The following is a 23,568-nucleotide window of genomic DNA, read 5'->3' as shown; positions in this document are numbered from 1 at the left end:
GGGCCTACCTCGCCTGTGCGCTGGGCCGCTCGAGCGAGAGCTCGCCATCGGGCGCGACCGGCTCGAAGCAAGCTCCGCGTCGATCGGCGATGCCCGCCCGCAGGTAGCCGCCCTCGATGTGAAGCGCATAGGCGACCCTGGCGCGCGGCGTCGTGCTCGTGTCGGGCACCACGTAGACGTCGACGGCGTGGGTCGCTCCGGGCGCTGTGTCGGCGCGCGCCGGGATGCCCCCGCGGCAGCGTTGGGCCACGGCGCCGGATCGATCCGATTGCGCGCAGCGCTCCAGCGCGGCCGTGTCGGCGGTCCGCATGGATGCGGGCGAAGGCCGCTGAAGGACGGCGGCGGCCGCGCTGCGCACCAGATCGTTGCCATCGTCGGCGAGCGCGGCGCGTTCGGACGAACCGTCACCGCACCGTGCGCCCGTCGCGGCGAGACCGGCGAGGGCGTTGACCCGGACATAGGTTCGCGCATCGCGCAGCAGCGGGCAGAGGACGCGCACCGCCAGCGGCGCCGAGCGCGCGCGCGCCGCGAGGCGGCCCACGGCCGCGGTGGCGTTGATGGCGGTGTCGAGATCGGGCGATGGAATCACCGCCGTGAGGGCGTCGATGCCGCCGCTGCCGCCGCCGCGGTCCGCGGCATCGCCGAGCGCGCCCATGGACCACGCGGCTTGTGCGCGCACGGTGGGATCCGGATCGCGCAACAAGCCGCGCGCGAGCGCTTCGGCGGGGCCGCCGCTCGGTTGCGCCGAGAGCACGGTGGCGATGGTGCGTCGGTCGTCGGGATCGTTGGAGCGCAGCAAGGTGCCGAGGGCGCGCACCGCCGAGGGGAGGTTCGAGCGGCCGATGGCCAGGAGCAGCGCGTCCCGCTCGGGCCCGGCGCCGAGCTCCAGCGCGCGCGCGAGGCGGATGATGGCGCCCTCGGAGGGGACGCGGGCGAGCACCCCGCCGAGCGCCGTGAGCACGGCGGCGCGATCCAGCTCTTCGCCCCCATCCAACTTGCCGAGGAGCGCCTCGCGGGCGCGGTCCTTCCCGGCGTCGCCGAGCGCGATGGCCGCGTGCAGGCGCACGGTCGCATCGGAGTCGTCGAGCTTCTCCAAGAGCGCGTCGTCGGCGTCGGCCGGGCCGAGCGTCCCGAGCGCGTCGATGGCGGCCAGGCGAAGCACCGGAAATTTTTTGGTGTTGCTCAAGCTCACCAAAATGGGGGCCGCGCGCGGCGCGCCGGTGCGGCCGAGGAGGATCGCGAGGGCGGCGCTCTCGTCCTGCGACAGGTTGGTGTTGCGAAGGGCCGCGGCCAGGGGCTCGACGGCGCGTCCATCGGGGCGCGTGGGATCGAGCAGCGCCTTGGCGGCGCGCGCGGCCTCACTTCGAACGACGGGGTTCTTGTCGCCCACGTACTCGAGCACTACGGGGATGGAGTCGCGCGTCCCGGCGCCGGCCAGCGCGTGGAGCGCGGCGGCGCTGGGCAGCACGCCGCGGCGCATGGCGGAGATGATCGTGGGCGCCTCGCTCTGCGCGCGCAGCTCGCCCAGCACCCACGCCACGCTGGTGGCGACTTGCGGGTTGGGGCTCCCTTTGAGCACGGCGGAGAGCTCCGAAATGGGGGCGGTCGCCGCGCTCCCCACGGCCACCAGCGCCTGGCGCGCCGGCGTGCGCTCGAGCCCTCCGCCCGCGTCGTCGGCCACGCCCAGCGCACCGATGAGCGCGCGCATCGACTCGCGCGTCCCGATGCGGCCGAGCGCGGCCAGCGCGGCCTGGCGGAGCGCCGGGTTGCGATCGGTGGCGAAGGGCGAAATGGTCTCCACCGCCTCCGGCGTCCGCAGCCGGCCGAGCGCGTGCAGCGACTCCACGCGCACCTCGTTGGCGTTGTCGCGCAAGGTGAGGATGAGCGCCTGCGACGCGCGCGCGTCGCCGAGCTCCCCGAGCGCGCGCACCACCGCCTGGCGCACGTCGACCACGGAGTCTTGCACCTTTCCCACCAGCGGCACCACCGCGCGCTTGTCGCCGAGCCTCGCCAGCGCGCGCGCGATTTGAATGCGCACCTGCGGGCTCGCGTCATCGAGCCTTCCGAGCAGCGGCGCCACCGCGTCGGCCGACGCCTGCGTCCCCAGCGCATCGGCGGCGGCCGCGCGCACGGCGGCGTCGGCGTCGCCCAGGCCGCGCGCCAATTGTTGGATCGCGCGCGCGTCGGGAAGCGCCCGCGCGACCTCGCACGCGGCGATGCGCAGGCGCGCCTCGCGATCGCCCAGCCATGGCAGCACCGCCGAGGTCGCGCCCGTGGCGCGCAGGCGGATGGCCGACTGCGCGGCGGCGAGCTTCACCTCCACGTCGGGATCGCCCAGGGCCGCGAGCACCAGCGGTGTGCCGCGCGCGCGCCCCAAGGTCGAGAGCTCCTGCGCGGCCATCCGGCGCGTCACCGGATCTTGCGCCGTGAGCGCCCGCGCGACCCGCTCGGGTACGTCGGGCCAGACCACGGCGAAGGCGGGCGGCGCGTGACCCACCGTCGCGGCGGCGGTGACGGTGGCGACGATGGCGGCAAGGACGAGCGGCGATCTCACGAGAGCCCTCCACGGCGGCGCATGAACCAATGGGCTCCGAGAAGTGTGGCGGCAAGCAGGGTCCACGTCCACGGCGGCGCCACCGGAACCACGTGCCGCTCGGCGCTCACCACGGTCGGCTTGGGCAGACGGATGTCGCGAACGTCGCTGGCGAACGCAAAGCTGCCGCCCGTCGCTTCCGCCAGCGCGCGCAGCCTCTCCGGATCGGGTCGCGTGTCGGCCCACTCGTCGCCTCCCGCTTCGCACGCGAAGTCGCGCCGGGTGGTGGGGCCGGTGCCGATGCGCAACCGCGCGGAGTAGCCGCCCGTGGGCAGCGGCGGGAGCGCCATCTCGATGGGCGCATCGTCGCCCTCGCGCACCTTCTCGACGTGAATGGGCGCGACCCCCGACTTGTCGAGCCGGGTCACGTCCAGCACCACCGTCTCACCCTTGGTCGCGTGCCCCGCGGTGCGGATGCGAAGGATCGGCGGAACGTCGGCGATGCACCCCTCGCGCAGATCGACCTGCGCCGGCTCGAATCGCGGATCGCGCATGAGCCAGCCGAGGAGCCCATCCCACAGCGCACCGTGACCGCGCCCCGCGGTTCGCGCCCCGAGCTCGGAGAACTCGAACAACCATCCGCCATCGATCCCGAGCGCGATGGATCGTCCATCGCCTTGATCGCCAATCGCCAGAACCGGCATGGGCGCGCCCGTCTTGGTCGTGCGCGTCGGGTGCGTCCACAGCACGACCCCTCCGGTGCGCACGTCGCCGAGCACATTGGCGCCCGGCATGCTCGGCAGCTCATCGCCCACCACCGCGCGCAGCGGGGCGAGGACGGGGGCCGATCGACCGGGCTCCGTCCACGCGGGCACGAACGGCGCGGTGTCCGCCGCGGTCGCCCCCGACGTGCCGTCGAGGGAAACCGGGAGCACGCCGCCCAGCGGCGTGCCGGCGTATCCGCCTGCGACGAACGAGTTGGGCCCGCCCACCATGATGAGCCCACCGCCCGCGCGAACGTAGCGCGCCAGCGCCGGGAGGTGCCGCTCGAGCCCGTAGGGTTGCGCGTCGAAGTCCTGCAGCACCACGGCGTCGAACGAGGGCAGGTGCACGCTGAACAGCTCGTCCACGGGGAAGGGGATGAGCGCCAGATCCTCCTGCGCGGCCCGCGGATCGTCGGCCGGCGTGCGCAAGATGAAGAACGCCACCACATCGACCGACGCGTCGCTCTTCAGCCACTGGCGAAGGGCGCGCACGTCGTTGGTGGGCTGCCCCGCCACGTGCAGCACGCGCACCCGCTCGCGGGCCACGTTGAGGGTCAGGAGCCGGCGGTTGTTCTCGGGGATGGTGTCGCCGGTGGGCGATTCGATGCCCACCTCCAAGATGCGCACCCCGGCGCGGTCGAGGGTCACCGTGAGATCGACGCTGGCCTTGCCGTCTTTGACGTCGGCGAGCCCGGTGGCCAAAAGGGCAGGCGGGCCATCCTCGCGGAGCTCGCGCGCGGTCACCGTCAATTTGTCGCACGACAGACCGCCGCTGCACCCGATGTCGACCTTGAGCGGCAAAGGAACGTGCGCGACCGCCGCGCCGGCGTTGGCCACGCGCCGGATGCTGGCGTCGGCGGGCCCCTCTTTCGTGGTGGCGATCGTATGGATGGGTGCGTGGATGGCGTTGCCGAGCTCCTTGAGCAGCGCGCGCGGCGCGTCCTCTTGCGGATCGTCCAGCCGCCCGTCGGAGACCACGACGACGGCGGCGGGGCGCTCGTCGGGCATGGTGCCGAGCGCGCGGATGGCCGAGCCGAGATCGCTCCTCTGGCCGCGCGCGGAGGTGCCGTCGCCCACGGAGAACGGCTTGGGGGCGCCGTCCGAGAAGCCGAGCTGCATCACGCGCGCGTCGGGCGCCGCCTTGGTCAGCTGCGCGATCACGTCGTCGCGCGTCTTCTGCCGCGTGCCGCCGCCGTCCGAAGGGAGCGCCATGGAGCGCGACGTATCGCCGAGCACCACCACGCGCGCGCCGATCACGCTCTCACGGGCGGCGATGCGCACCGGGCGCAGCACCGCCAGGGCGAGCGCCAAGAGCGCGAGCACCCCCGTCACCAGGATGCCCATGCCGCCTCGCTCGCGGCGCCGCATCTCGACGATGAGCAGCACCAGGCTCGCCACGGCGAGGATGCACGCCGCGACGATGGCCCAGGCGGGCAAGTCGTTGCTCGTTGCCAGGCGCGTCGTAGGCATCGATCAGGGTTGCTCGCCGCTGTGTGGAGAGAACGCACGTCGTCGCATCAAGAACGGCGCGTGCACCTGGTCGTCCTTGTAGTTCGAGCAGAGCACGTACATGGCCACATTGACCGCCAAGCGGATCGCCCGCTCACGCTGCAGGTCGCCGCCCGGCACCACCGGCTGCTCCCACATGCCCGTGGGGCCGCGCGCCAGCGCGCCGCCGAGATCGTGCGACGAGAAGATCACCTGCGCCGAGCCGCCGCGCACGATGGCCTCCAAGGTCTTCGCCCCCGCGATGCGGCCCTCGGCGCGTCGCAGCAAATAGAAGGTGCGGAAGATCACATGGTCCGCCCCGATGGTGATCGGCGCCGAATCCGGCAGCACCCGCGCAATTTCGCGGCGGGCCGAGTTGCCGAACGCTCCTGGCGCGCCCTCGTTCGACACGCCGGCGTCGTCGACCAGCATCACGCCGCCCAGCGCAAAGAAGCGGCGCAGCCCCGCGATCTCCGCCGACGTGAGCGCCGCCACCGCCGCATCGCCGCTCCAATAGAGGAACGGGCCGTCCGTGATGGTCGCATCGGCCGCGTGCACCACGCTGGGCCGCAAGCGCGCCGGCGCCGAGGTGCGCTGCACGAGCTCCCACGACCATCGCCCCGGCGCGCTCGGCCTCGCCGCGCCCGTCTGCGTTCCCGTGAGCAAAATGCGCGGATCGAACCCACCCGCATCGCCGAACGCGCGCGCCGGCTGCGGCACCAGCAGCACCAGCACCCCCAAGGTGAGCGCAAACGCACCGGCCACCAGGTGCCGAGGCGGCAGGCGCGGCAGACCGCGCAACCGGCGCAAGTCGACCCGGCCGCGCAACCGGCGCAGGTCGAGCCGACCGTGCAACCGGCGCAGGTCGAGCCGACCGTGCAGACGAAACCAACGATGCAGACGCAAAAAAGTCACGGTTCCTTTGTGGCACGAATCAATCGAAGTCGTCCACGCGCCACACGCCGCCCTCGCGTTTGAGTCGCACGTGATGGCCCCCCACCACATTGACGTTGGCCGAATCCCCCGAGACTTGCACGGGGAGCGTCTCCGGATGCTCGAGCCCGCCGACGAGCGAACGCAAATCTTGCTCGATGGCCGCCCGCGTCGCCGGCGTGAGCACGCGCATCAACCCCGCGTAGCTCCTTCGCGCCACCACGCGCCGCAGCTGATCGAGCGCCTCCTCCGGGGTGCGCGCCCCGCCCGGCATGGCGCCCGCGCTGGTGATCCAGAACTTGCCGTCCTTCAGCTCCAGCGCCGTCTCCTCCCCATCGCGAAAACGCAGCCGCGCCGTGGCCTCCGCGCGCGCGTCTTTGGCCGAGAGCGCGCGGCCTTGCTCGGTCAACTCGGCCCGCTCGCTGGCCACCAGGCGCCGCACCTCATCACGCGAGCGCGTTTTTTGCGCCGCCTCGGTCATCATCTCGTAAATGGCGTCGCCGTTGCCGCGCGCCGCCGCCTCGGCATAGGCCTTGGCCGCGTCTTTCGGATCCGGAACGCTGCGGCCCAGGCACCCGGTCAAGGTGACCGAGGTGACCGAGGTGACCAAGCTGGCCATGAAGAGCGCCGCCCCCAGAGCACGGGGACCGAAAATCGCATCGCGGGGCAATCGAGGCATCCGCCGAGCAGACTAGCAGGAGCTCGATCGTCATCCGATCGCGATTTCGAGCCCGAAGACGTCGCGAAAGAGCCCCGCCTTGGCCCGCACCGTCCACTCTTCGAGCTCCCGCTCGTGATCGCCGTCGATGGTGAGCTGCACCCGCCCCCGCGTCTTATCGATGGCCGCCCGCACGTTGCGCACCTTGCCCAGGTGCTCGCGATCGAGCGCGTCGGCGATGCGCAGCATGGCGGCGAGCGCCCGCACCTTGCCGCGCGCCTCTTTGTCGAGCTCGCGGAAGTTGGGGTGCGACGGATCGGGGCCGCTCTTTCGGTGGTAGCGGGCCACATTGGCGATGAGCGCCCGCTCGTCGGGGGTGACGCCCATGATGTCGGAGTGCTGGATGAGGTAGAAACTGTGCTTGTGGTGCCCGTCGTAGCGCACGAAATCGCCGATGTCGTGCAGCAGGGCCGAGGCGCGCAGGAGCAGCCGATCGCGATCGCCCAGCCGGTGCTCGTCGCGCAGATCGTCGAAGAGCTGCGCCGCCAGCCGGGCCACGAGCTTGCCGTGCGCCTCGTCGAATTGGTAGCGCTGGCCCAGCCGCGTACACGCGCCGAGCACATTTTCGGCTTCGCGCAGCACGTCCCAGACCTGAAAGTGCTTGTCGACCAGCTCCTCCAGGATCCCGTCCTTGAGTCCCACGCTGGGCGCCACGATCTGGCTCGCCTTGAGCGACTCGGCGATGTGCAGAAAGATGGCCGCCGCCGGTACGATGGTGTCCGCACGATCGGGCCGCAGCCCGTGCGCACGCGCCCGCTCTGCAGGCGACATGGCGCACAGCTTGGGAAAGAGCTCACGCACCGCGGCCACGTCCGCCGCCGCATGACCGGCGAGCTCCGGCACCTTGGCCCGGCACAGATCGGCGAGGGTCTCGATGTTGCCGCCCGTGCCCACCAAGGTAAGGCCGCTCGTACCGCCCGCGAGCCGCGACAACTGCGGTCTGGCCTCGCCCAGCGCGCGCTCGACCGCCTCGTCCACGATGCGGGTCAACTCGCCGCTCATCGTGGTGGCGTCCTTCAAGAAGGTCTCGAGCAGCCGCACGCTCCCCAGCGGCAGCGAAATCGAGAAACTGGACTGCCCGCGATCGAGCACGGTTAACTCGGTCGACCCCCCGCCCACGTCGATGAGGAGCACGCGCCGGTCCTCGAGCAAGAGCCTTCGCGACACGGCGAGCTGAATGAGCCGCGCCTCCTCGATGCCGTAAATGACCTCGAGATCGATGCCCGCCTCGCGCCGCGCCCGTTCGACCAACGTGGCCCCATTGGCGGCTTCGCGCACGGCGCTGGTGGCGGTGGCCCGGTATGAGACCACTTTGGCCTCGTCCATCTCGCGCCGGAAGTCCTTTAATGCGGCGCACGCCCGCCCGATCGATGTGGGAGCAAGCTTCCCGGAGACGAACACCTCCGCGCCCAGGCGGACCGGCGCGCGAACGCTGGCGACCTCGCGCCAAACGCCCTCCGCGGTGGCCGCCGCCGGTAGAAGCGGCAGCTGCAGCCTCTCCCCCGACGCCGGCGATGGCCCATCCGCCTCCACGATGCGAAGGCGGAGCGCGTTGGAACCTACGTCGATGGCGGCAAAGGAGGGCATTGCACGTTGAGCCTAGCCTTAATGCACATCGATTTGCGATGCTCTCCCCGTGGAACGGAGCCTCGAACCCGCGGAACGGCGCGCGCGCACCACCTTGACGGCGGGGATCGCCGCGTCCTTTCTAGGGCTCGCCATCGCAGCGACCCTCGATCGGACATTGGGTGGCGCGCTTTTGGTGTTCGGATGGGGCGCCGCCGCGTATGCCGTTCACCGCCTTGGTCGCTTGGGGGGGAAATCCTAAAGCTCACTCCGAAGCACCACCACTCCGATATCGGCCCCGAGCTTCGGAGTCCGCGCCGCAGCATATCCAAAGTCGCGCTCGGTGATGGTGAGTACCCCTGTATGGGCGCCGCTCGCGGTTTTGCCAACGAGATCGGCATCGTGTAGCGCTTTTTCGTTCACCGTCGGGGTCTTTGGCGCTCCGTAGACACCTGTACGATCAAACATGGCTACGTAGAAGATCGGCAATTTGCCCGCCTCGTTGTCCTTTCGCAATCGCTCCCCCAGATCATGCCGGAGTGTCTCTTGGAGGTGATAGGCGAATCGCCGATACGTCCAGCCGGTGAGATAGACACCGAGCAGCTTTCGATCGTCCGCTCGAATGGGGGCGGCAAAGAGCCAATCGCGATCAGGCGGATTTTGCGCGGCCGTCTCCGGAAATGCGCCGGTGGTGGAGGTGGTCGCCTCTTTGGCCTTTGCCAGATCGGGAAAGATGGCAAAGAGGTTCTTTTCGGCCATCGCATCCTGCTCGAGGTTGTTTCGAATGGCGATTCCGCGCTCGTCGGTGACGGCGAAGAAGGTGGACTTGGCCACATTCAAATCGGGCACCTCGCGGCGCACCTTGGTCAGCGCAGCACGGACGGCGCCGAGGTCGTCGTGTGGATTTTTCCCCTGTGCCCATAGCGGGGCCAGTCGCTTGGCCCCTTCGGGCATTCCCCGCTCGACCTCGCCGAGGTCTTTGTTCGTGAGCTCCACCAACGAAGCCACGTCTTCCGCGGCCCTTTGTGCGCTGAACTTGCCTTGGTCCCTGCATCCGATGGGCAGCATGAGCGAGGAAACGATGGCGAGCCGGAGCAGGGAACGGGGCATTTGCATGGTGCTCAGGCTAACAAGATTCGCACTTCTGCTACTCGGATGACAACGTCCGACCCCCCCCTGCCATCCGATTCCAAGGGAGAGGTTCATGTCGGTGCGTCTCGGACGATATGAGGTGATCGCCAAGATCGCCGAGGGGGGAATGGCCACCATCTACCTCGGAAAGCTCGTGGGTGATGAGGAGGCCGGAGGTTCGCCGCTCGCAGGGGCCGATTCTCCATCCGGAGGTGCGCTTCGCCGGGAGATGCCGGTCGCGCTGAAGGTCATCAAGGACGAATTTTGCGTCAATCGCGAGTTCGTGAACATGTTTCTCGATGAGGCGAAGATCGTTTCGCGCCTCGCCCATCCGAATGTCGTTCAGCTCATTGAGCTCGGCAAAGAGGGCCACCGGCTCTTCATCGCCATGGAGCTCTTGATGGGCCAATCCCTTTGGAGCGTATGGGATGCCTGCCGCGAGCGGAATATTCGGTTGCGCTACGACGTCGTATCCTGGATTGGCGCCCGAGTGGCCGAAGGATTGCACCATGCGCACGAGCTTCGTGACGCAAAAGGTGAATTCGTCAACCTCGTCCACCGTGACGTCAATGCGAGCAACATCTTCATAACGTACGACGGCCAAGTGAAAGTGGTCGATTTCGGTCTTGCCAAAGCCGCCGGCCGGATTTCGCGCACCGCGGCCGGAATCGTGAAAGGCAAACTGGCATACATGTCTCCCGAGCAGACAGTCGGCCGTCCCCTGGATCGGCGCACCGACGTCTTCGCGCTCGGGGCCACCCTCTGGGAGCTGACCGTCGATCGCCGGCTCTTCAAAGGAAAAGACGACGTTTCCACCCTGACGGCCGTCAATCAGGCCAAGGTCCCCGACCCGACCAAGCTGGTTGCCGAATACCCTCCTGAACTCTGGAAAGTCCTCCGCCAGGCCCTCGAAAGGGACAAGGAGAAGCGTTTTCCTACTGCAGTGGAAATGGGTAAGGCGCTCGACGAATGCTCGCACCTCGAGGGGCGGCGCGTAACCCCCGAAACGATCGCCGAGGTGATGGAGGCGCTGTTCGAGAACGAGCGGCGTCGTATGGCGGCGTGGGTCGCGGCCAGCGTTCCGAACGAGGGTGGGTCCCAGTTCGATAAGGCGCGCTTGTCGCGGCGGGCCGAGCCCACGCGATCCGCAAATGGCGCCCCAGGCCATGACGGGCCTAAGGTGCCAAGCTCGGTCCACGGAGTTGCCAATCGGCCGCAGCCCGCCGCGGACGTCCAGAGGACCACCACGGCATCGTCGTCCAAAATGCCCGGAGCGGGTTCCAACCCGACACACCCGAATCGCGGGGGGACGATGAGCGCTTCAAATTTGAAAGGATCATCCCGTTCAACGCGTTCAAGATTGAAAGACGACAAGTCGCTTCCGCGCACGATTGCGCCGCGTCGCGTGACGAGGTCGGTGCCACCTCCGGGTGCGTTTGCTCCGCCCGCCATGCGCAAAGCCATGACCTCTACTCCGGATTCCGTGCATGACGCGCACAACACGGAAGAGTCCTCCATGAGCTCCCAAGTCGGTGCATCCACCGTGCAGCGCGCAATGGGGGGCGACGCATCGTGCGCAACGTTTTCGTTGAAGCTGTCGTATTTCGATCTCGACGAGCTGGCTGCGGTGCTGGTGGGGCTGGGCGCGGTTGCTGTCGCTATCGCAACAGCCGCGGCGATCCTCTGGGATCCCTAACCCGCCATACCGGCCTGCCAACCCGTCATCTCGTCATCCATCCATACATACCTGGGGCGCGCGGCGCGACGAGAGCGCGCCAGGGGATGGCGTCGCGCGGGGTATCGCACCCCGCGCACGGGTCCCGGCGGCCTGGGGATGGGGAGGGGGCCTCTTCGGAGACCGAAAAATCCCGGAGATGACCCGGGTCATGTACGTATTTTTACAAGGCAACTTCCGATTGGCGCACCAGCCGTGCTAACAGATGCTTCGCCGACGACGTGCAGATGACGGCGCTGGCGTTCATCGAGGCAGATCTGGTAGTTCTCGTGTTCGGGTGTCGCGTTCGTTGTTAGGGTGCAGGGTGGAATTTGGCTGAGGCTGGTCATTGCTCAGCAACCCAAGTGTTCGTGTTTCAGCGGAGTTGCTGTTTCGAGCCGAAGTGGCGGAATTGGTAGACGCAGCGGATTCAAAATCCGCCGTTCGCAAGGACGTGAGGGTTCGAGTCCCTCCTTCGGTACAGAAAGTAGTTTGAAGCCCGCGCTTCTCGCCCTCTCACCTGGGCACCCGGTAGCAGGCTCCCGATGCGCGCGGCCGCCCGGCCCCGAGAGGGCTCGAAGGCGGCGGCGCCCCTGGGGCCCAAATGGCGCGAGCCCAGGTCCTCGGAGACCGAGAGAGCCTAGGGCCCACGGACTCCGAAGACCGGAGAGCACGTCGCGAGCGTCACGGCACCGCCCAGGTTTTGCCAGGTTTGCCAGGCTTGTCGGGGGGCCGGTCGTCCGATTTTTTCCTTTCAGGTTCGTCCGCTCGTCCGCTCGCCCGCTTCGACGGGGTTGTCGGGTTGGGCAGGTTGTCCGCTTCGACGGGTTTGTCACATTCGTCTGGTTCGTCAGGCTGGTCAGGTGATCCCCAGGTGATGGGTGTCACCCAGGGCCATGGGGCGAGCGACGGGTGAGCGATGGGTGGTGGCGTAGGCCGCTATCCAACCGGGACCGTCAATTGTCTGACGACTTCGAATGATGTGATGCGCAAAACGGACCAAGTCCGCGATAGCGCGAACGAATTCGAAAGCGGTGCTTCGAAAATTCGAAAGGCAACCATCCCGAAATGAGCGTAATTGCCCGCAATTCCCGCTAGGCGGGCGCTCGCACCGGGTACCCTGAATTCGTGCAGGTTCCGTACGAAGTGGTGGTGCTTCGCATCACGCGCCGGTCCTAGTCGTCTTCGGGACCCCCCGGCCGCACTCCTCGCTTCGCATGTCGCCGCCGCCATTCGCTTCCACGAATGGCCTAGTACGGCGCAGACACGTTTGATCCCTGCGCGAACTTCAGGTCCACCGTACTAGTCGCAATGCAGCTCATTTATGCCGCTCCCGCTCCCGTCCCGTGAGGTGGATCATGGGGTCTTGGGGCCCGAGGGAGCTAACGAGGAGGGGAGAAGAGGGCTATGTGGCCCAGTCGATTCCCGTCCGTCATTGAAAATTAGCTAATGACAATTGGTAATCCAAGGAGCTAACCTGGTGCGGATCGACCTTTATGGTCATCTCGGGCGAGACTACCTCGGTCGAAACGTACTAGCCCAGCGCTCTCGTCTTCTCCTTGTTGTTGTTCTTGGCCATTGGGGTCTATCGACGTCAGCACGGGATCGCCGGGTCCAAAATTTCCAATCACGCGCCAACACGCTCGAAGGGGAGCCGCATGAGCAATCTACGAAACACGATTTCAAGCCTCGCTAATGATTTTGCGCAGGGGGTTCTCGGGGCCATCCGCCGAGCTTCGCTCGAAGAGATCCTCGATGAATCCGGACGCGGGCGCCGCGGCCGGCTTCCCGATCTCGGTGGTGACACCGAAGCCGAAGCGGGCGACGAGGGCCGTGGCGTGCGCCGCGGACCGGGCCGTCCTGTGGGGCGCGGTCGCGGTGGCCGGCTGCGCCGTCGTTCGGTGGACGATTTGGCAGAGCTTTCCGATCGCATTGTCGAGCTGCTCGAGCAGCACCCCGAAGGGTTGCGCGCAGAGCAGATTCGGGAGTCGCTCAATGTTCAGGCCAAGGAGCTGCCGCGTCCTTTGAACGACGCGCTCTCCGCCCGCCGTATCGCCAAGAAGGGCCAGAAGCGCGCCACCACCTACTTCGCACGGGGTGCGGCGGCCAGCGGTCGTCGCGCAGCCAAAGCAGCCGGCGCCCCGGGCGCGGGTCGCACCAAGAAGGGTGGCCGCGGTGGAAAGCGGGGTCGGGCGGCCAAGGCAGCGGCAGCGCCGGCCAATGGAGCGAACGCGGCCGCTTGAGCCGACTCGTGCTCCGTCGAAAAATTAGGTTTGCCAGCTTGCCAAGTACGGGTTGCTTCACAGCAACCCTTGGCGGAGGAGGGGCGGCGTGGTAAAGCCCCGCCCCGTTTCCTTTTTTGACATCTGGAGAAAGAATTTCTCATGCCGAGTGATGCGATTCAGTGCAAGCCGCTGGAAGTGGTCGTAAGTGACCGCGGAATCGAGCGCGCCATCAAGATGCTCAAGCGAAAGCTCGCTTCCGAGGGCGTGCTGCGCGAGCTCAAGATGCGCCGCCACTACATGAAACCCAGCGTCAAGCGCCGCAAGAAGCAAGCGGAAGCTGCTCGCCGCCGTCGCAAGCGCGCCAAGATGGACGCAGCGCCGCCGAAGTAGATCTCGCGGTTCTTGTTCATTTTGAGCTTCTTGAGCTTCCCGTGCGACGGGAAGTCGGAGTTTGTGGGATGGGCCGTCTTTCGTCGTCGCTCGCTACGAAGGGTGCGTCGTTGACGCGCCCGTCGTCGGACGGGTTTGTGCCGCAGTTCACACGTTTTGCGTTGGGGTCGCCCTCGGTCGATCAAGTGGCCGTAGAGGAGCGGGCCCTATCGCTGGCGCGCAGATCCATCAAAAAAGGGGCGAAAGTCGCTGGGCTCAAGCTCGCCGTCGCCATGATGGACCTGACGACCCTGGAGGGGAAGGACAGCGCGGGCAAAGTTCGTGCTCTGTGCAACAAGGCGCTTCGTCCGCTGGAGAGCGATCCGAGCGTCGGCACCTGCGCAGCCATTTGTGTCTATCCGAATTGGGTCGCCACGGCGAAGCAGGCACTCGAGGGCTCGCCCGTGAAGGTCGCCAGCGTGGCCACGGCGTTCCCTAGCGGGCAGTCGCCTCTCGCGATCAAGCTCGAGGACGTGCGCCGCGCCGTCGATTTCGGAGCAGACGAAATCGATATGGTGATCGACCGCGGGGCCATGCTCTCCGGCCAATACGCCAAAGTTTTCGACGAGATTGCGGCCACCAAAGAGGCGTGTGGCACGGCGCATCTGAAGGTCATTCTGGAGACGGGCGAGCTCGGATCCTACGACGTGGTGCGAAAGGCCAGTGAGATTGGCATTGCCGCCGGCGGTGACTTCATCAAGACATCGACGGGTAAAGTTCAACCCGCGGCAACTCCAGCTGTCACCCTGGTCATGCTGGAGACCATTCGCGATCACTATTACGCAACGGGGCATCGCGTTGGCATGAAGCCCGCCGGCGGCGTGCGTACCGCCAAGCAGGCGCTTCACTACTTGGTACTGGTGAAGGAAACGCTGGGAGACGACTGGCTTACGCCGGATCTCTTTCGCTTCGGCGCCAGCGCGCTCCTCAACGATGTCCTGATGCAGCTCGAGAAAGAGCGCACTGGCAACTACCAAGCGTCCGAAGACTTCTCGAAGGATTGAGGACACATGAAATCCGAGCTGACGAAACGGACCGCGCGCGCCGCACGCTCCGCGGCCAAAGAAAATGGCGCGTCCGCGCAACGCCAGGTCCGCGCGGTCGACCTTAAAAACGAGAAAGACGAGAAAGACGCAAAGCGCGCGAACGACGTGAAGGTCGCGCACGACGCGAACGAGATGCCCGTGGCGCCGGATGCAGGCGAGCAGGCGCTCGACGCCGCAACGACGATCGCGCCGGCCTCTGTCGCCACGCACGCGTTGGCCTTTGGGCGAGCATGGGATTATGCGCCGGCGCCGGAATCCGCCGATCATGTGAAGATTGCGTCACGATACGGTCTTTTCATCGGTGGGAAATGGAAGGCCCCACTCAGTGGGAAGTACTTTGCGACCATCAGCCCCAGCACCGAGGAGAAGCTCTCGGAGGTGGCGGATGCCGGCGCGCGCGATGTCGATGACGCAGTGCGGGCGGCGCGCGTGGCATACGACAAATACTGGTCGAAGATGCCCGGGTCGGAGCGGGCGAAATACGTGTTTCGCATCGCGCGTGCCATTCAGGAAAAGGCGCGCGAGCTTGCCATCGTCGAATCCATGGACGGCGGAAAGCCGATCAAGGAGTCGCGTGATGTCGACATCCCGTTGGCGGCAGCCCACTTCTTTTATCATGCGGGATGGGCCGATAAGCTCGGCTATGCCTTCCATGGCCGGCGCGCGCGCCCTCTCGGCGTGGCGGGGCAGATCATTCCTTGGAATTTTCCGCTTCTCATGGCCGCCTGGAAGATCGCGCCCGCGCTCGCGTGTGGAAACACCGTGGTGCTCAAGCCCGCGGAGACCACGCCGCTCACCGCATTGATGCTGGCGAAGATCATCGAGGAGGCGGAGCTGCCGCCCGGCGTCGTCAATGTCGTAACGGGGGCAGGTGAAACGGGCGCCGCACTCGCTGCGCACGCGGACGTGAACAAGATTGCGTTCACCGGAAGCACCGACGTGGGGCGCAGGATTCAGCGCTCGCTCGCGGGGACCTCGAAGCGGCTCACGTTGGAGCTCGGGGGCAAGGCGGCCAACATCGTATTTGCAGATGCACCCATCGATCAGGCCATCGAGGGCATCGTGAATGGCATCTATTTCAATCAAGGGCACGTCTGCTGCGCCGGCTCGCGTCTGCTGGTGGAGGAGAGCGTCCACGATTGGGTGGTGAAAAAGTTGCGTGACCGAATCGCCACATTGCGACTCGGGGATCCGCTCGACAAGAACACCGATGTGGGCGCCATCAACTCGAAGGCGCAGCTCGATCGCATTCAGGCGCTGGTCGAGGCGGGGAGCGAGGAAGGCGCAGAGCGTTATTCCTCCTCGTGCGCCTTGCCGTCGCGCGGCTATTGGTTCCCGCCCACCTTCTTCACCGGCGCGAGCCAATCCAGCCGCATCGCGCGCGAAGAAATCTTCGGCCCGGTGCTCACCGTGCTCACCTTCCGCACGCCGGAGGAGGCCCTGGAGAAGGCGAACAACACCATGTACGGCCTCTCGGCCGGCATCTGGACGGACAAGGGCGCCAAGATCTTCTGGATGGCGCAGCGCCTCAAGGCCGGCGTCGTCTGGGGCAACACGTACAACAAGTTCGACCCGTCCTCGCCCTTCGGCGGCTACAAAGAGAGCGGTTTCGGTCGCGAGGGCGGCCGGCAGGGGCTCTCTGCCTATGTGGAGCTCGAATAATGGCCACCACCACGGTCAAGTCTGCCGGCAAGCCTGATATCGCGCGGCTGCGCATCGCCAAGGCCTACAAGATGTTCGTGGGCGGCGCCTTCGTACGCTCCGAGTCGGGGAGGTACTTCCAAGTGAAGAGTCACGAGAGGGCCTCGGATGCGGACCCTTCGCTGGTCAACATCCCGCGCGGCTCGCGCAAAGACGTGCGCGACGCCGTGCTCGTCGCCAAGAACGCGCAAGAGGGCTGGGCCGCGCGCACGGCGTTCAACCGCGGGCAGATCCTGTATCGCCTCGCCGAGGTGATGGAGTCGCGCCGCGACGAGCTGATCATGTCGCTGGTGCGCAGCGGTGAGAGCGCGAAGGACGCGTCGGCCGAGACGGATGCCGCCATCGATCGCGCCGTGTACTACGCGGGATTCAGCGATAAGTACCAATCCTTGGTGGCGTCGTCGAATCCGGTGAGCGGGCCGCACTTCGGCTTCAGCGTCCCCGAGCCCATGGGCGTCATCGGTGTCGTCGCGCCGGAGTCGCCCGCGCTCTTGGGGCTCGTCTCCACGGTGCTGCCGGTCATCACCGGCGGCAATACGTGCGTGGCGGTGGCCTCCGAGCGCGATCCGCGCACGGCCATCGTCTTCTGCGAGTGCCTGGCGACCAGCGATCTGCCGGGCGGCGTCATCAATGTGCTCACCGGGCAGGCCTCCGAAATGGGCCCCGTGCTGGCGAAGCACCGCGAGGTGATCGGCCTCGACGCATGGCCGCGCGACCTCGAGCTTCGCGCCACCCTCGAGCGCGAAGGGGCGGGGAGCATCAAGCGGGTGAAGACCCATCCTCCGCCGTCTGGCAATTTTTGGTACCAGGACGGCGAAGGGCAGGGGCTCGGCTGGATCGAGCGCTTCTTGGAGACGAAGACGGTCTGGCACCCCGTCGGGGTGTGACGTCCATTTCCCGTACACGTTCCCGATCTTCTCCTCTGGAATTCGGGAGCGGGAACGTGAACGTGTACGGGAAGAAGACGGACGCTAACTCGTAAGAACGGTGCCGATGCTGCCGGGCTCGTTCGCCTCGCGCGCGAGATCGCCCGAGGCGAGGCGGCCCACGATGTGAACCGCGCGGACCCCGGCGGAGATCGCGGCAAACGACTCTTCGAGCTTCGGGATCATCCCCTTGGTCACCACGCCCTCGGCGATGGCTCTCTCGCCCTCGGCGATGGACAGCCGCGGGATGCGCGAGCTGGGATCGTTCACGTCGCGAAGAACGGCGGGGACGTCGGTGACGAGAAAGAGCGAGCGCGCGCCGAGGGCGATGGCCGCCTGGTTGGCCACCGTATCGGCGTTGATGTTGAACACCTGGCCCTGCTCGTCCGCGCCCAGACACGCGAGCACGGGCACATAGCCCGCGCCGAGGAGCAGATCGAGCAGCTCTTTGCGGAGGCCGATCACGTCGCCCACGAAGCCGAAGTCGACGGGATCCGGCCCGCCGCCGCTGACCACGCGCGCCGGACGTTTGACGGCGCGGATCACCGCGGAGCTCGCGCCATGGAGGCCCACGGGCTTCGCGCCCGCCGCCAGCAACGCGGCGCAGAGATCGACGTTCACCTTGCCGGCCAGGGTCATCTTCATGACGTCGAGCGTGGCCTGATCGGTCACGCGGCGGCCGCCGACGATGTTCGGTGTCTGCCCGAGCTGCTTCTGCAGCGCGGTAGCCTGCGGCCCGCCGCCGTGCACGATGACGACGGGCGTGCCCTCGCGCGCGAGCGCGGCGACATCGGCGGCGATGGCGCCGAGGTAGGGGCCGTTCACGACCTCGCCCCCCACCTTGAGCACGATCGGCGCCTGCGATTTCGAAGCGGCCGTCACGGCCACCCGCCCGGATCTTCGAGGGTGAGGCGCTCGTCCAAGCCGAGGATCAAGTTCATCGACTGGATCGCCTGCCCGGCGCCGCCCTTGATCAGGTTGTCCGTCGCCGAGAAGCACGCGACCACGCGCTTTCCATCGTGCACTTCGCCGGGCACCGCGGAGACCTCCGCGTAGTTCGTCCCTTTGACGGCGGCGACCTCCGGGAGGCGCTTGGCCGGCACGCGCACGAACGGCTCGTTCGCGAACGTCTCGAGGTACGCCGCTTTGATTTGCTCGGGCGAGATGCGCTCGTCCACGTGCGCGAACGACGTGGCGAAGATGCCGCGCGAGAGCGGCGCGCTCACGGGCACGAAGCGCAAGGCCACGTCTTTGGCGCCGGCGTCGCCGAGCGTCTGCACGATCTCGGGGATGTGTTGGTGATCGAGCGGCTTGTACGTCTTCAAGTTGTTGGCGCGCACCGGATGGTGCGTACCCACGCTGGGCACCACGCCGCTGCCCGAGGAGCCGGTGATGCCCACCACCTCGACCTCGCCCTTCAGCCAACCTTTGCGGGCGAGCGGGAGGAGCGCGAGCTCGATGGTCGTCGCAAAGCAACCGGGCGACGCCACGTAGCGCGCCGCGCGAATGGCCTCGCGATGGATCTCCGGCAAGCCGTACACGAAGGTGCCTGCGAGCAGCCTTGGACAAGGATGCTCCGCCCCGTAGTAGCGCCGGTAGACCTCCTTGTCGCGCAGGCGGAAGTCGCCCGAGAGATCGACCACGCGCGCGCCCGACTCCACCAGCTCGGGCATCTTCTGCGCGCTCACCCGATGGGGCAGCCCGAGGAGCACCACGTCCATGCCCTTGGCCGCTTCGGCCGGTGTGATCCCTTCGAAGCGCAGATCCGTCTGACCTTCCAGGTTCGGGTGCGCCACCGTGATCGGCTCGCCCACGAAGTCGACCGATGCCACGCGAACCAGCTCCACCTCGGGATGACGAAGCAACCTTCGAATGAGCTCCGCTCCCCCATAACCGCTGCCGCCGATGATCGCGGCCTTGAATCGTTTCGCCATGGGCGCGAGCTTATTCGATGTCTAGCGCGCAGTCTTGGTGGAGCTGACGATGAAGGACGGCATCATGTGGTCCAGCTTGGGCTCGATCGTTTTGCGCTCCGCGTTGGGGTAAATGAGCTGGAAGCTGGCGAAGCGATCCGTGGTCGTGACCGTTCGTTCGAAGAACTTCTTTCCCGCGAGCCCGGCCTTCGGCGACGCCGGATCGGGGTTGAAGGTCCCCGCGAGCGCAAACGCATTGGCCGTCTTTTCGGTCTTGCCCGCGGCCACCGTGCGCCCCGTTCCATCGGTGTCATCGGCCTTGGCCTTTTCGAACAACGTCTCGAGGGTGGTGGCAGGAGGGCGCAGGTAACCGCCGCGCATCGTGAGCTCGATGTCGCCTTTGCGGATCACGCCATCCACGGCCGTGAGATCGCGAAGCTCGTCGGGGATGCAAAGCGCATAGCCGACCTGCGTATCCACATAGGGAACCAACCCGCCCGAGCACGCAATGGGCGGCGGCGTGGCCGCGGCCGGCTCGATCGCGCCGCTCGGGGCGCGGTCGGTCGCGTGCGCCGCGCTCGCTGCCGCGGCGCCGGCGGGCGACGCGGAGGCGGAGGTTTGTGCGGACGATGAAGAAGAGGAAGAAGAGGAAGAAGACGTCGCGAAATACGAAGACGCGACGCCCGGCAGCTTTCCGTGCGGCTCCGGGGCGGGGCGAAGGAAGAACCACCCCGCGCCAAGCACCGCGGCCACGGCGAGCGCGCCCCATACGAAGCCGCTCTTGGGGGAGCCCGGCGGGCGGGGTTTGACGTCGGCCGCCGCCATGGCGGTGCTGATGGATGGCTCCACCATGAGCGAAGGCTCCATCACCACGTTGATCTTGCCGGCGCCGCTCCCTCGGGTCGGGCTGCTCGGCGGCTCCTCGAGCTCGGTGCGCGCGCTACCCTGCGGAAACGCGGTGCGCGCCGAGGTGAGATCGGGCACACGCTGCGAGAGAACGGTGGCCCCCAGCGGATCGACGGTGGCGCCGCGCGCGGGGGCGGAGGCGCGCGCCGGCGACGATGCGCGCGCCTCGTCGCGTTCGATGCGCGACGACGATGCGGCACCTCCGTGCGCGAGGGTGCGCGCGGCCGACGGCGCGATGGCGGCCGTGAGCGCGTCCCAGAATTCGCCCGCGGTGGTGTAGCGCTCCTTGGGGTCGACGGCGAGCGCGCGAAGGAGCACCGCTTCGACGGCGTCATCCACCTCGCCGAGATCGACGTCGAGCGAGCGCAACGTGGGACGGTAGCGCACGTTGCTCGAGGCCACGAACAGCTGCGCGCTGTCGCCGTGCATGGGCGAGCGACCGGCCACCACCTCCACGACGATGAGCGCCAGCGCGAACACATCGGTCCATGGCCCGGTGGCGCCGAAGCGACGATCGAACTGCTCCGGCGCGCCGTAGCGCGGGGTGAAGGCGTGCAGCGACATGCCGGTCGCCTCGTGGGCGCGCTGCAGATCGGTCGACTCGCCGATGACCTTGGCGATGCCGAAATCGACCACCTTGATGGCCCGCTTTCCGGCGACCGTGCACAAGAACAAGTTCGCCGGCTTCACGTCGCGGTGGGCGATGCCTTGCGCGTGCGCGGTGGCGAGGGCGCGCGCCGCAGGCTCGAGCAGCGCCATCGTCTCCTCCAGGCTTCGGGGTGCGCTCCCCTGGCGGGCCCGCGCCTTCAGATCTTCTTCGAGGGTCTCGCCATCGAGCCACTCCAGGACCAAGTACGGGGTCCAGGTGCCGTTCGGCGATGTGGTGGCGCCGACGTCGAGCGCTTGCACGATGCTGGCGTTGGCGCGCGAGAGTCGGTGTAGGAGCTTTCCTTCGTCGAGGAACGACTGCAGAAAGCGATCGCGCTCCGGGCCTTGAAGCTTGCGCGGAATTTTGAGGCACTTGATGGCCACCGCATCGTCGAGGCCCTTGTGATGGCCTCGGTAGACGATGGCGAAGCCCCCTTCGCCCACGAGCTCCTCCACCGCGTAACGTCCTTCGAGGGTGTGACCCACCCACCCAAACGGATCGTCGTTGTCCGGTACGGAGGCCGATGGAGAAGAAGGAGGCCGGCCGACGTGCGAGGGCGCTTGTTCCACCATGGCTACCCTCATACCATCGGGGACGTGGGATCGAACGAGAAGGCTGACATCGCTGCGCAGTGGCTCAACGACAAAACGCCGGAGATGGAGACCATCCTCCGCGGATTGGTCGAACAAAATTCCTTCACCGAAAACATCGAAGGGGGCCGGACCGTTGGCGCCCTCTTGCGCGCCGAAGCGTTTGCCATCGAGGGGCTTCACGGCTCCTCGCATCCGAGCGAGCGCTACGCGGACCACCTCATCTTCCGCAGCGACGGAACGAAGGGCCTTCCGCCCATCGCGCTGGTTGGACACCTCGACACCGTCTTTCCTCCCGGGACCTTCGAAGGCTACCGGCGCGACGGCGCGCTCGCGCGCGGACCCGGGGTGCTCGATATGAAGGGCGGCTTGGTCGTCGTCGCCTTCGCGCTTCGTGCCGTGGCCGCCACCGTGGGGCTCGATGCGGTGGCCCCCATCCGGCTGGTGATCGTGGCCGATGAAGAGGTGGGCTCGCCCGAGGGCTACAAAGTGATTCAAGATGCCACGCGCGGCTCATCGTCGGCGCTGGTCTTCGAGGCCGGCCGCAAGGGCGATGCCATCATCACCCGCCGCAAGGGGACCGCGAACATCAACGCCATCGCCTCCGGCAAGGCGGCGCACGCGGGGGCCAACCACCGCGACGGCGCCAACGCCATCTGGGCGCTCGCGCGCTTCATCGACGAGGCGCAGAAGCTCACGAACTACGACCGCGGGGTGACCGTCAACTGCGGCAAAATCTCGGGCGGGCAGGGGAGAAACACGGTCCCCGACCTAGCCGAGGCCGTCTTCGACGCCCGCTTCGAGACCCGCGCCGACGCCGAGCAGCTGATCGCGGCCTTTCACCAAGCCGCCGCCGAGGCCCCGCGCGGCCTCGCGGGAACGAGCATCCGCCTCGAGGGCGGCATCTCCCGTCTGCCGCTGGAGCGCACCGACGCCAATGTCGCGCTCTTCCGCGAGTACGGCGCGTGTGCGCGCGCATCGGGGCTGGGCGACATCGAGGCGGCGCTCATCGGGGGCGCCTCCGACGCCAGCTCCACCTCCCAGATCGGCATCCCATCGATCGACGGTCTGGGCCCGCGCGGCACCGGCTTCCACACCAAGGACGAGCTGATCGAGGTCGACTCGCTGGTCCCCAAGGCGCAAGCCCTGGCCCGCTTCATCCTCCACGCCTCGTCGCGCGCAGCGGCGTCCGAGCCGGCCGCGTGAAAGCGCGCATCCGGGGGTGGTTGCCGGCGGCGGCGGCATGCTGGCTTGCGCTCGCGGGGTGTGCATCGCGCCCGCCATCGCCCGGAGAGGAGTACACGCCGCCGATCCGGGTCGTACCCGGCGCGGCATCCCGGTCGCTGTGGATCGGGCACAAGCTCCCGGACGGGGGAGACACGAGTCCCCCTGCGGCCGACGCCGGTGCTAACGTCCCGCCTTGAATATGGCCAGCTCTCGGACGAAAAAGACCACCGGTATCGTGACCCCCGTCACCCTTTTGGCCTATGCCAAGTGCCAGACGTGCACCAACGCCATCAAGTGGCTGAAATCGCACGGCATCGAGCCCGAGGTGCGGCCCATCGTCGACGAGCCGCCGACCCTGGAGGAGCTCTCCGCGTGGATCCCTGCGAGCGGGCTAGGCGTTCGGAAGTGGCTGAACACGAGCGGCCAGAGCTACCGCGCCATCGGCAAGCCCAAGGTCGACGCGGCCAGCGACCTCGAAATCATCCGTTGGCTCACCAAAGACGGCAAGCTCGTCAAACGCCCGGTGCTCGTTCGCGGGGCCGATGTCTTGGTCGGTTTCCGGCCCGAAGCCTACGAGGTGCTCTTTCTCTGACATCGTGCTTGCGATAATCCACGATTCGACTAGGTTGGCGCCGGCTTCACCGTTCAGGAAGAAGCCGTTCGGGGCGTAGCGCAGCCTGGTTAGCGCACCAGACTGGGGGTCTGGGGGTCGGTGGTTCGAATCCACTCGCCCCGACTGAAAAGTCGGACAACTTCGACGGTTCGTGCTCGAAAGGGCACGATACCGGTCGGGGAAGATTTGCCGTCACCCTTCGCCGGTTGGTTCGAAGGGTGAGCAGGTGCTCGCGGGGGGCCGTGCGTGTTGCGCGCAGGCGTGTTGTGCCGGCTCGCAAGGGTGCGGCGGTCTCGACCATGACGTGCTCGTCATGTATCGATGCGAGGATGGCATCGCGTGGGGGACATCCCGTGCCGTTCTCGGAGCGGCTTCGCGACAGAGCGGCCCGCGACGGAGTCGTTCCGCGAGGGAGCAGCTCCTCGACGGAGTCGTTCGGCGAGAAAGCGGCCCGCGACGGAGTCGTTCCGCGAGGGAGCAGCTCCTCGACCGGATC

Annotated in this window: 18 protein-coding genes and 2 tRNA genes; 11 read left to right on the top strand and 9 right to left on the bottom strand. The window is 67.6% G+C overall.

Annotated elements, in window-relative coordinates:
- Positions 1-4: 4 nt before the first annotated feature.
- From LZC94_26605 to LZC94_26585, 5 genes are read right to left on the bottom strand one after another with little or no spacing between them, the layout of a single operon-like run.
- Positions 5-2,554, bottom strand: coding sequence for a HEAT repeat domain-containing protein (locus LZC94_26605; GenBank protein WXB11425.1), 2,550 nt, complete (start codon positions 2,552-2,554; stop codon positions 5-7).
- On the bottom strand, positions 2,551-4,767 hold the full coding sequence (locus tag LZC94_26600; GenBank protein WXB11424.1) for a hypothetical protein: 2,217 nt from the start codon (positions 4,765-4,767) through the stop codon (positions 2,551-2,553). Before LZC94_26600 ends, LZC94_26605 begins: the two co-directional genes overlap by 4 nt.
- 3 nt (positions 4,768-4,770) lie before the next feature.
- Entirely contained in the window at positions 4,771-5,700 is a 930-nt protein-coding gene (locus tag LZC94_26595) for a DUF4159 domain-containing protein (protein WXB11423.1), read from the bottom strand.
- A gap of 19 nt (positions 5,701-5,719) precedes the next feature.
- Entirely contained in the window at positions 5,720-6,397 is a 678-nt protein-coding gene (locus tag LZC94_26590) for a hypothetical protein (GenBank protein ID WXB11422.1), read from the bottom strand.
- 30 nt (positions 6,398-6,427) lie between these two features.
- The gene (locus tag LZC94_26585; GenBank protein ID WXB11421.1) at positions 6,428-8,023 is read right to left on the bottom strand and encodes a Ppx/GppA family phosphatase; all 1,596 of its coding nucleotides are present in this window, start codon (positions 8,021-8,023) and stop codon (positions 6,428-6,430) included.
- A gap of 49 nt (positions 8,024-8,072) precedes the next feature.
- Between LZC94_26585 and LZC94_26580 the strand changes: the two genes are divergently transcribed.
- The gene (locus LZC94_26580) at positions 8,073-8,264 is read left to right on the top strand and encodes a hypothetical protein (GenBank protein WXB11420.1); all 192 of its coding nucleotides are present in this window, start codon (positions 8,073-8,075) and stop codon (positions 8,262-8,264) included.
- Here the strand turns inward: LZC94_26580 and LZC94_26575 are convergent.
- The gene (locus LZC94_26575; GenBank protein WXB11419.1) at positions 8,261-9,118 is read right to left on the bottom strand and encodes a hypothetical protein; all 858 of its coding nucleotides are present in this window, start codon (positions 9,116-9,118) and stop codon (positions 8,261-8,263) included. The two genes, LZC94_26580 and LZC94_26575, sit on opposite strands and share 4 nt — an antisense overlap.
- A 244-nt stretch (positions 9,119-9,362) precedes the next feature.
- Between LZC94_26575 and LZC94_26570 the strand changes: the two genes are divergently transcribed.
- The 7 genes from LZC94_26570 (at position 9,363) to LZC94_26540 (ending at position 17,135) form a co-directional block, all read left to right on the top strand.
- Positions 9,363-10,829: a serine/threonine protein kinase gene (locus LZC94_26570; GenBank protein WXB20251.1), complete on the top strand. Its 1,467-nt coding sequence runs from the start codon at positions 9,363-9,365 to the stop codon at positions 10,827-10,829.
- 415 nt (positions 10,830-11,244) lie between these two features.
- Positions 11,245-11,328, top strand: a tRNA-Leu gene (locus LZC94_26565).
- A gap of 1,177 nt (positions 11,329-12,505) precedes the next feature.
- Complete coding sequence (locus tag LZC94_26560) at positions 12,506-13,090, top strand: hypothetical protein (protein WXB11418.1); 585 nt, start codon at positions 12,506-12,508, stop codon at positions 13,088-13,090.
- Positions 13,091-13,231: 141 nt separating this feature from the next.
- Positions 13,232-13,462: a 30S ribosomal protein S21 gene (gene rpsU / locus LZC94_26555; GenBank protein ID WXB11417.1), complete on the top strand. Its 231-nt coding sequence runs from the start codon at positions 13,232-13,234 to the stop codon at positions 13,460-13,462.
- A 110-nt stretch (positions 13,463-13,572) separates the two neighbouring features.
- Entirely contained in the window at positions 13,573-14,505 is a 933-nt protein-coding gene (deoC, locus tag LZC94_26550; GenBank protein ID WXB11416.1) for a deoxyribose-phosphate aldolase, read from the top strand.
- A 6-nt stretch (positions 14,506-14,511) separates the two neighbouring features.
- Positions 14,512-16,209, top strand: coding sequence for an aldehyde dehydrogenase family protein (locus LZC94_26545; GenBank protein WXB11415.1), 1,698 nt, complete (start codon positions 14,512-14,514; stop codon positions 16,207-16,209).
- On the top strand, positions 16,209-17,135 hold the full coding sequence (locus LZC94_26540) for an aldehyde dehydrogenase family protein (protein WXB11414.1): 927 nt from the start codon (positions 16,209-16,211) through the stop codon (positions 17,133-17,135). The genes LZC94_26545 and LZC94_26540 overlap by 1 nt, the downstream gene beginning before the upstream one ends.
- 84 nt (positions 17,136-17,219) lie before the next feature.
- Here the strand turns inward: LZC94_26540 and argB are convergent, their stop codons facing one another.
- From argB to LZC94_26525, 3 genes are read right to left on the bottom strand one after another with little or no spacing between them, the layout of a single operon-like run.
- On the bottom strand, positions 17,220-18,056 hold the full coding sequence (gene argB, locus LZC94_26535) for an acetylglutamate kinase (GenBank protein WXB11413.1): 837 nt from the start codon (positions 18,054-18,056) through the stop codon (positions 17,220-17,222).
- Positions 18,053-19,108 (bottom strand): N-acetyl-gamma-glutamyl-phosphate reductase, encoded by a 1,056-nt coding sequence (argC, locus tag LZC94_26530; GenBank protein ID WXB11412.1) that lies wholly within the window; start codon positions 19,106-19,108, stop codon positions 18,053-18,055. The genes argB and argC overlap by 4 nt, the downstream gene beginning before the upstream one ends.
- A gap of 21 nt (positions 19,109-19,129) precedes the next feature.
- Entirely contained in the window at positions 19,130-21,214 is a 2,085-nt protein-coding gene (locus tag LZC94_26525) for a protein kinase (protein WXB11411.1), read from the bottom strand.
- A gap of 84 nt (positions 21,215-21,298) precedes the next feature.
- Here LZC94_26525 and LZC94_26520 point away from each other — a divergent pair, with 84 nt between their 5' ends.
- From LZC94_26520 to LZC94_26510, 3 genes are all read left to right on the top strand, one after another.
- The gene (locus LZC94_26520; protein WXB20250.1) at positions 21,299-22,438 is read left to right on the top strand and encodes a M20/M25/M40 family metallo-hydrolase; all 1,140 of its coding nucleotides are present in this window, start codon (positions 21,299-21,301) and stop codon (positions 22,436-22,438) included.
- Between the two features lie 253 nt (positions 22,439-22,691).
- Positions 22,692-23,051, top strand: a complete 360-nt coding sequence (locus LZC94_26515) for a Spx/MgsR family RNA polymerase-binding regulatory protein (protein WXB20249.1) — start codon at positions 22,692-22,694, stop codon at positions 23,049-23,051.
- A 69-nt stretch (positions 23,052-23,120) separates the two neighbouring features.
- Positions 23,121-23,195: transfer RNA gene (locus LZC94_26510), tRNA-Pro, on the top strand.
- Positions 23,196-23,568: the final 373 nt, after the last annotated feature.

This window comes from Sorangiineae bacterium MSr11954 (assembly GCA_037157815.1).
In the GTDB taxonomy this organism is placed as follows: domain Bacteria; phylum Myxococcota_A; class Polyangia; order Polyangiales; family Polyangiaceae; genus Pendulispora; species Pendulispora albinea.
The sequence above is the reverse complement of the archived record's forward strand: the minus strand, read 5'-3'. Positions and strand labels throughout refer to the sequence as shown.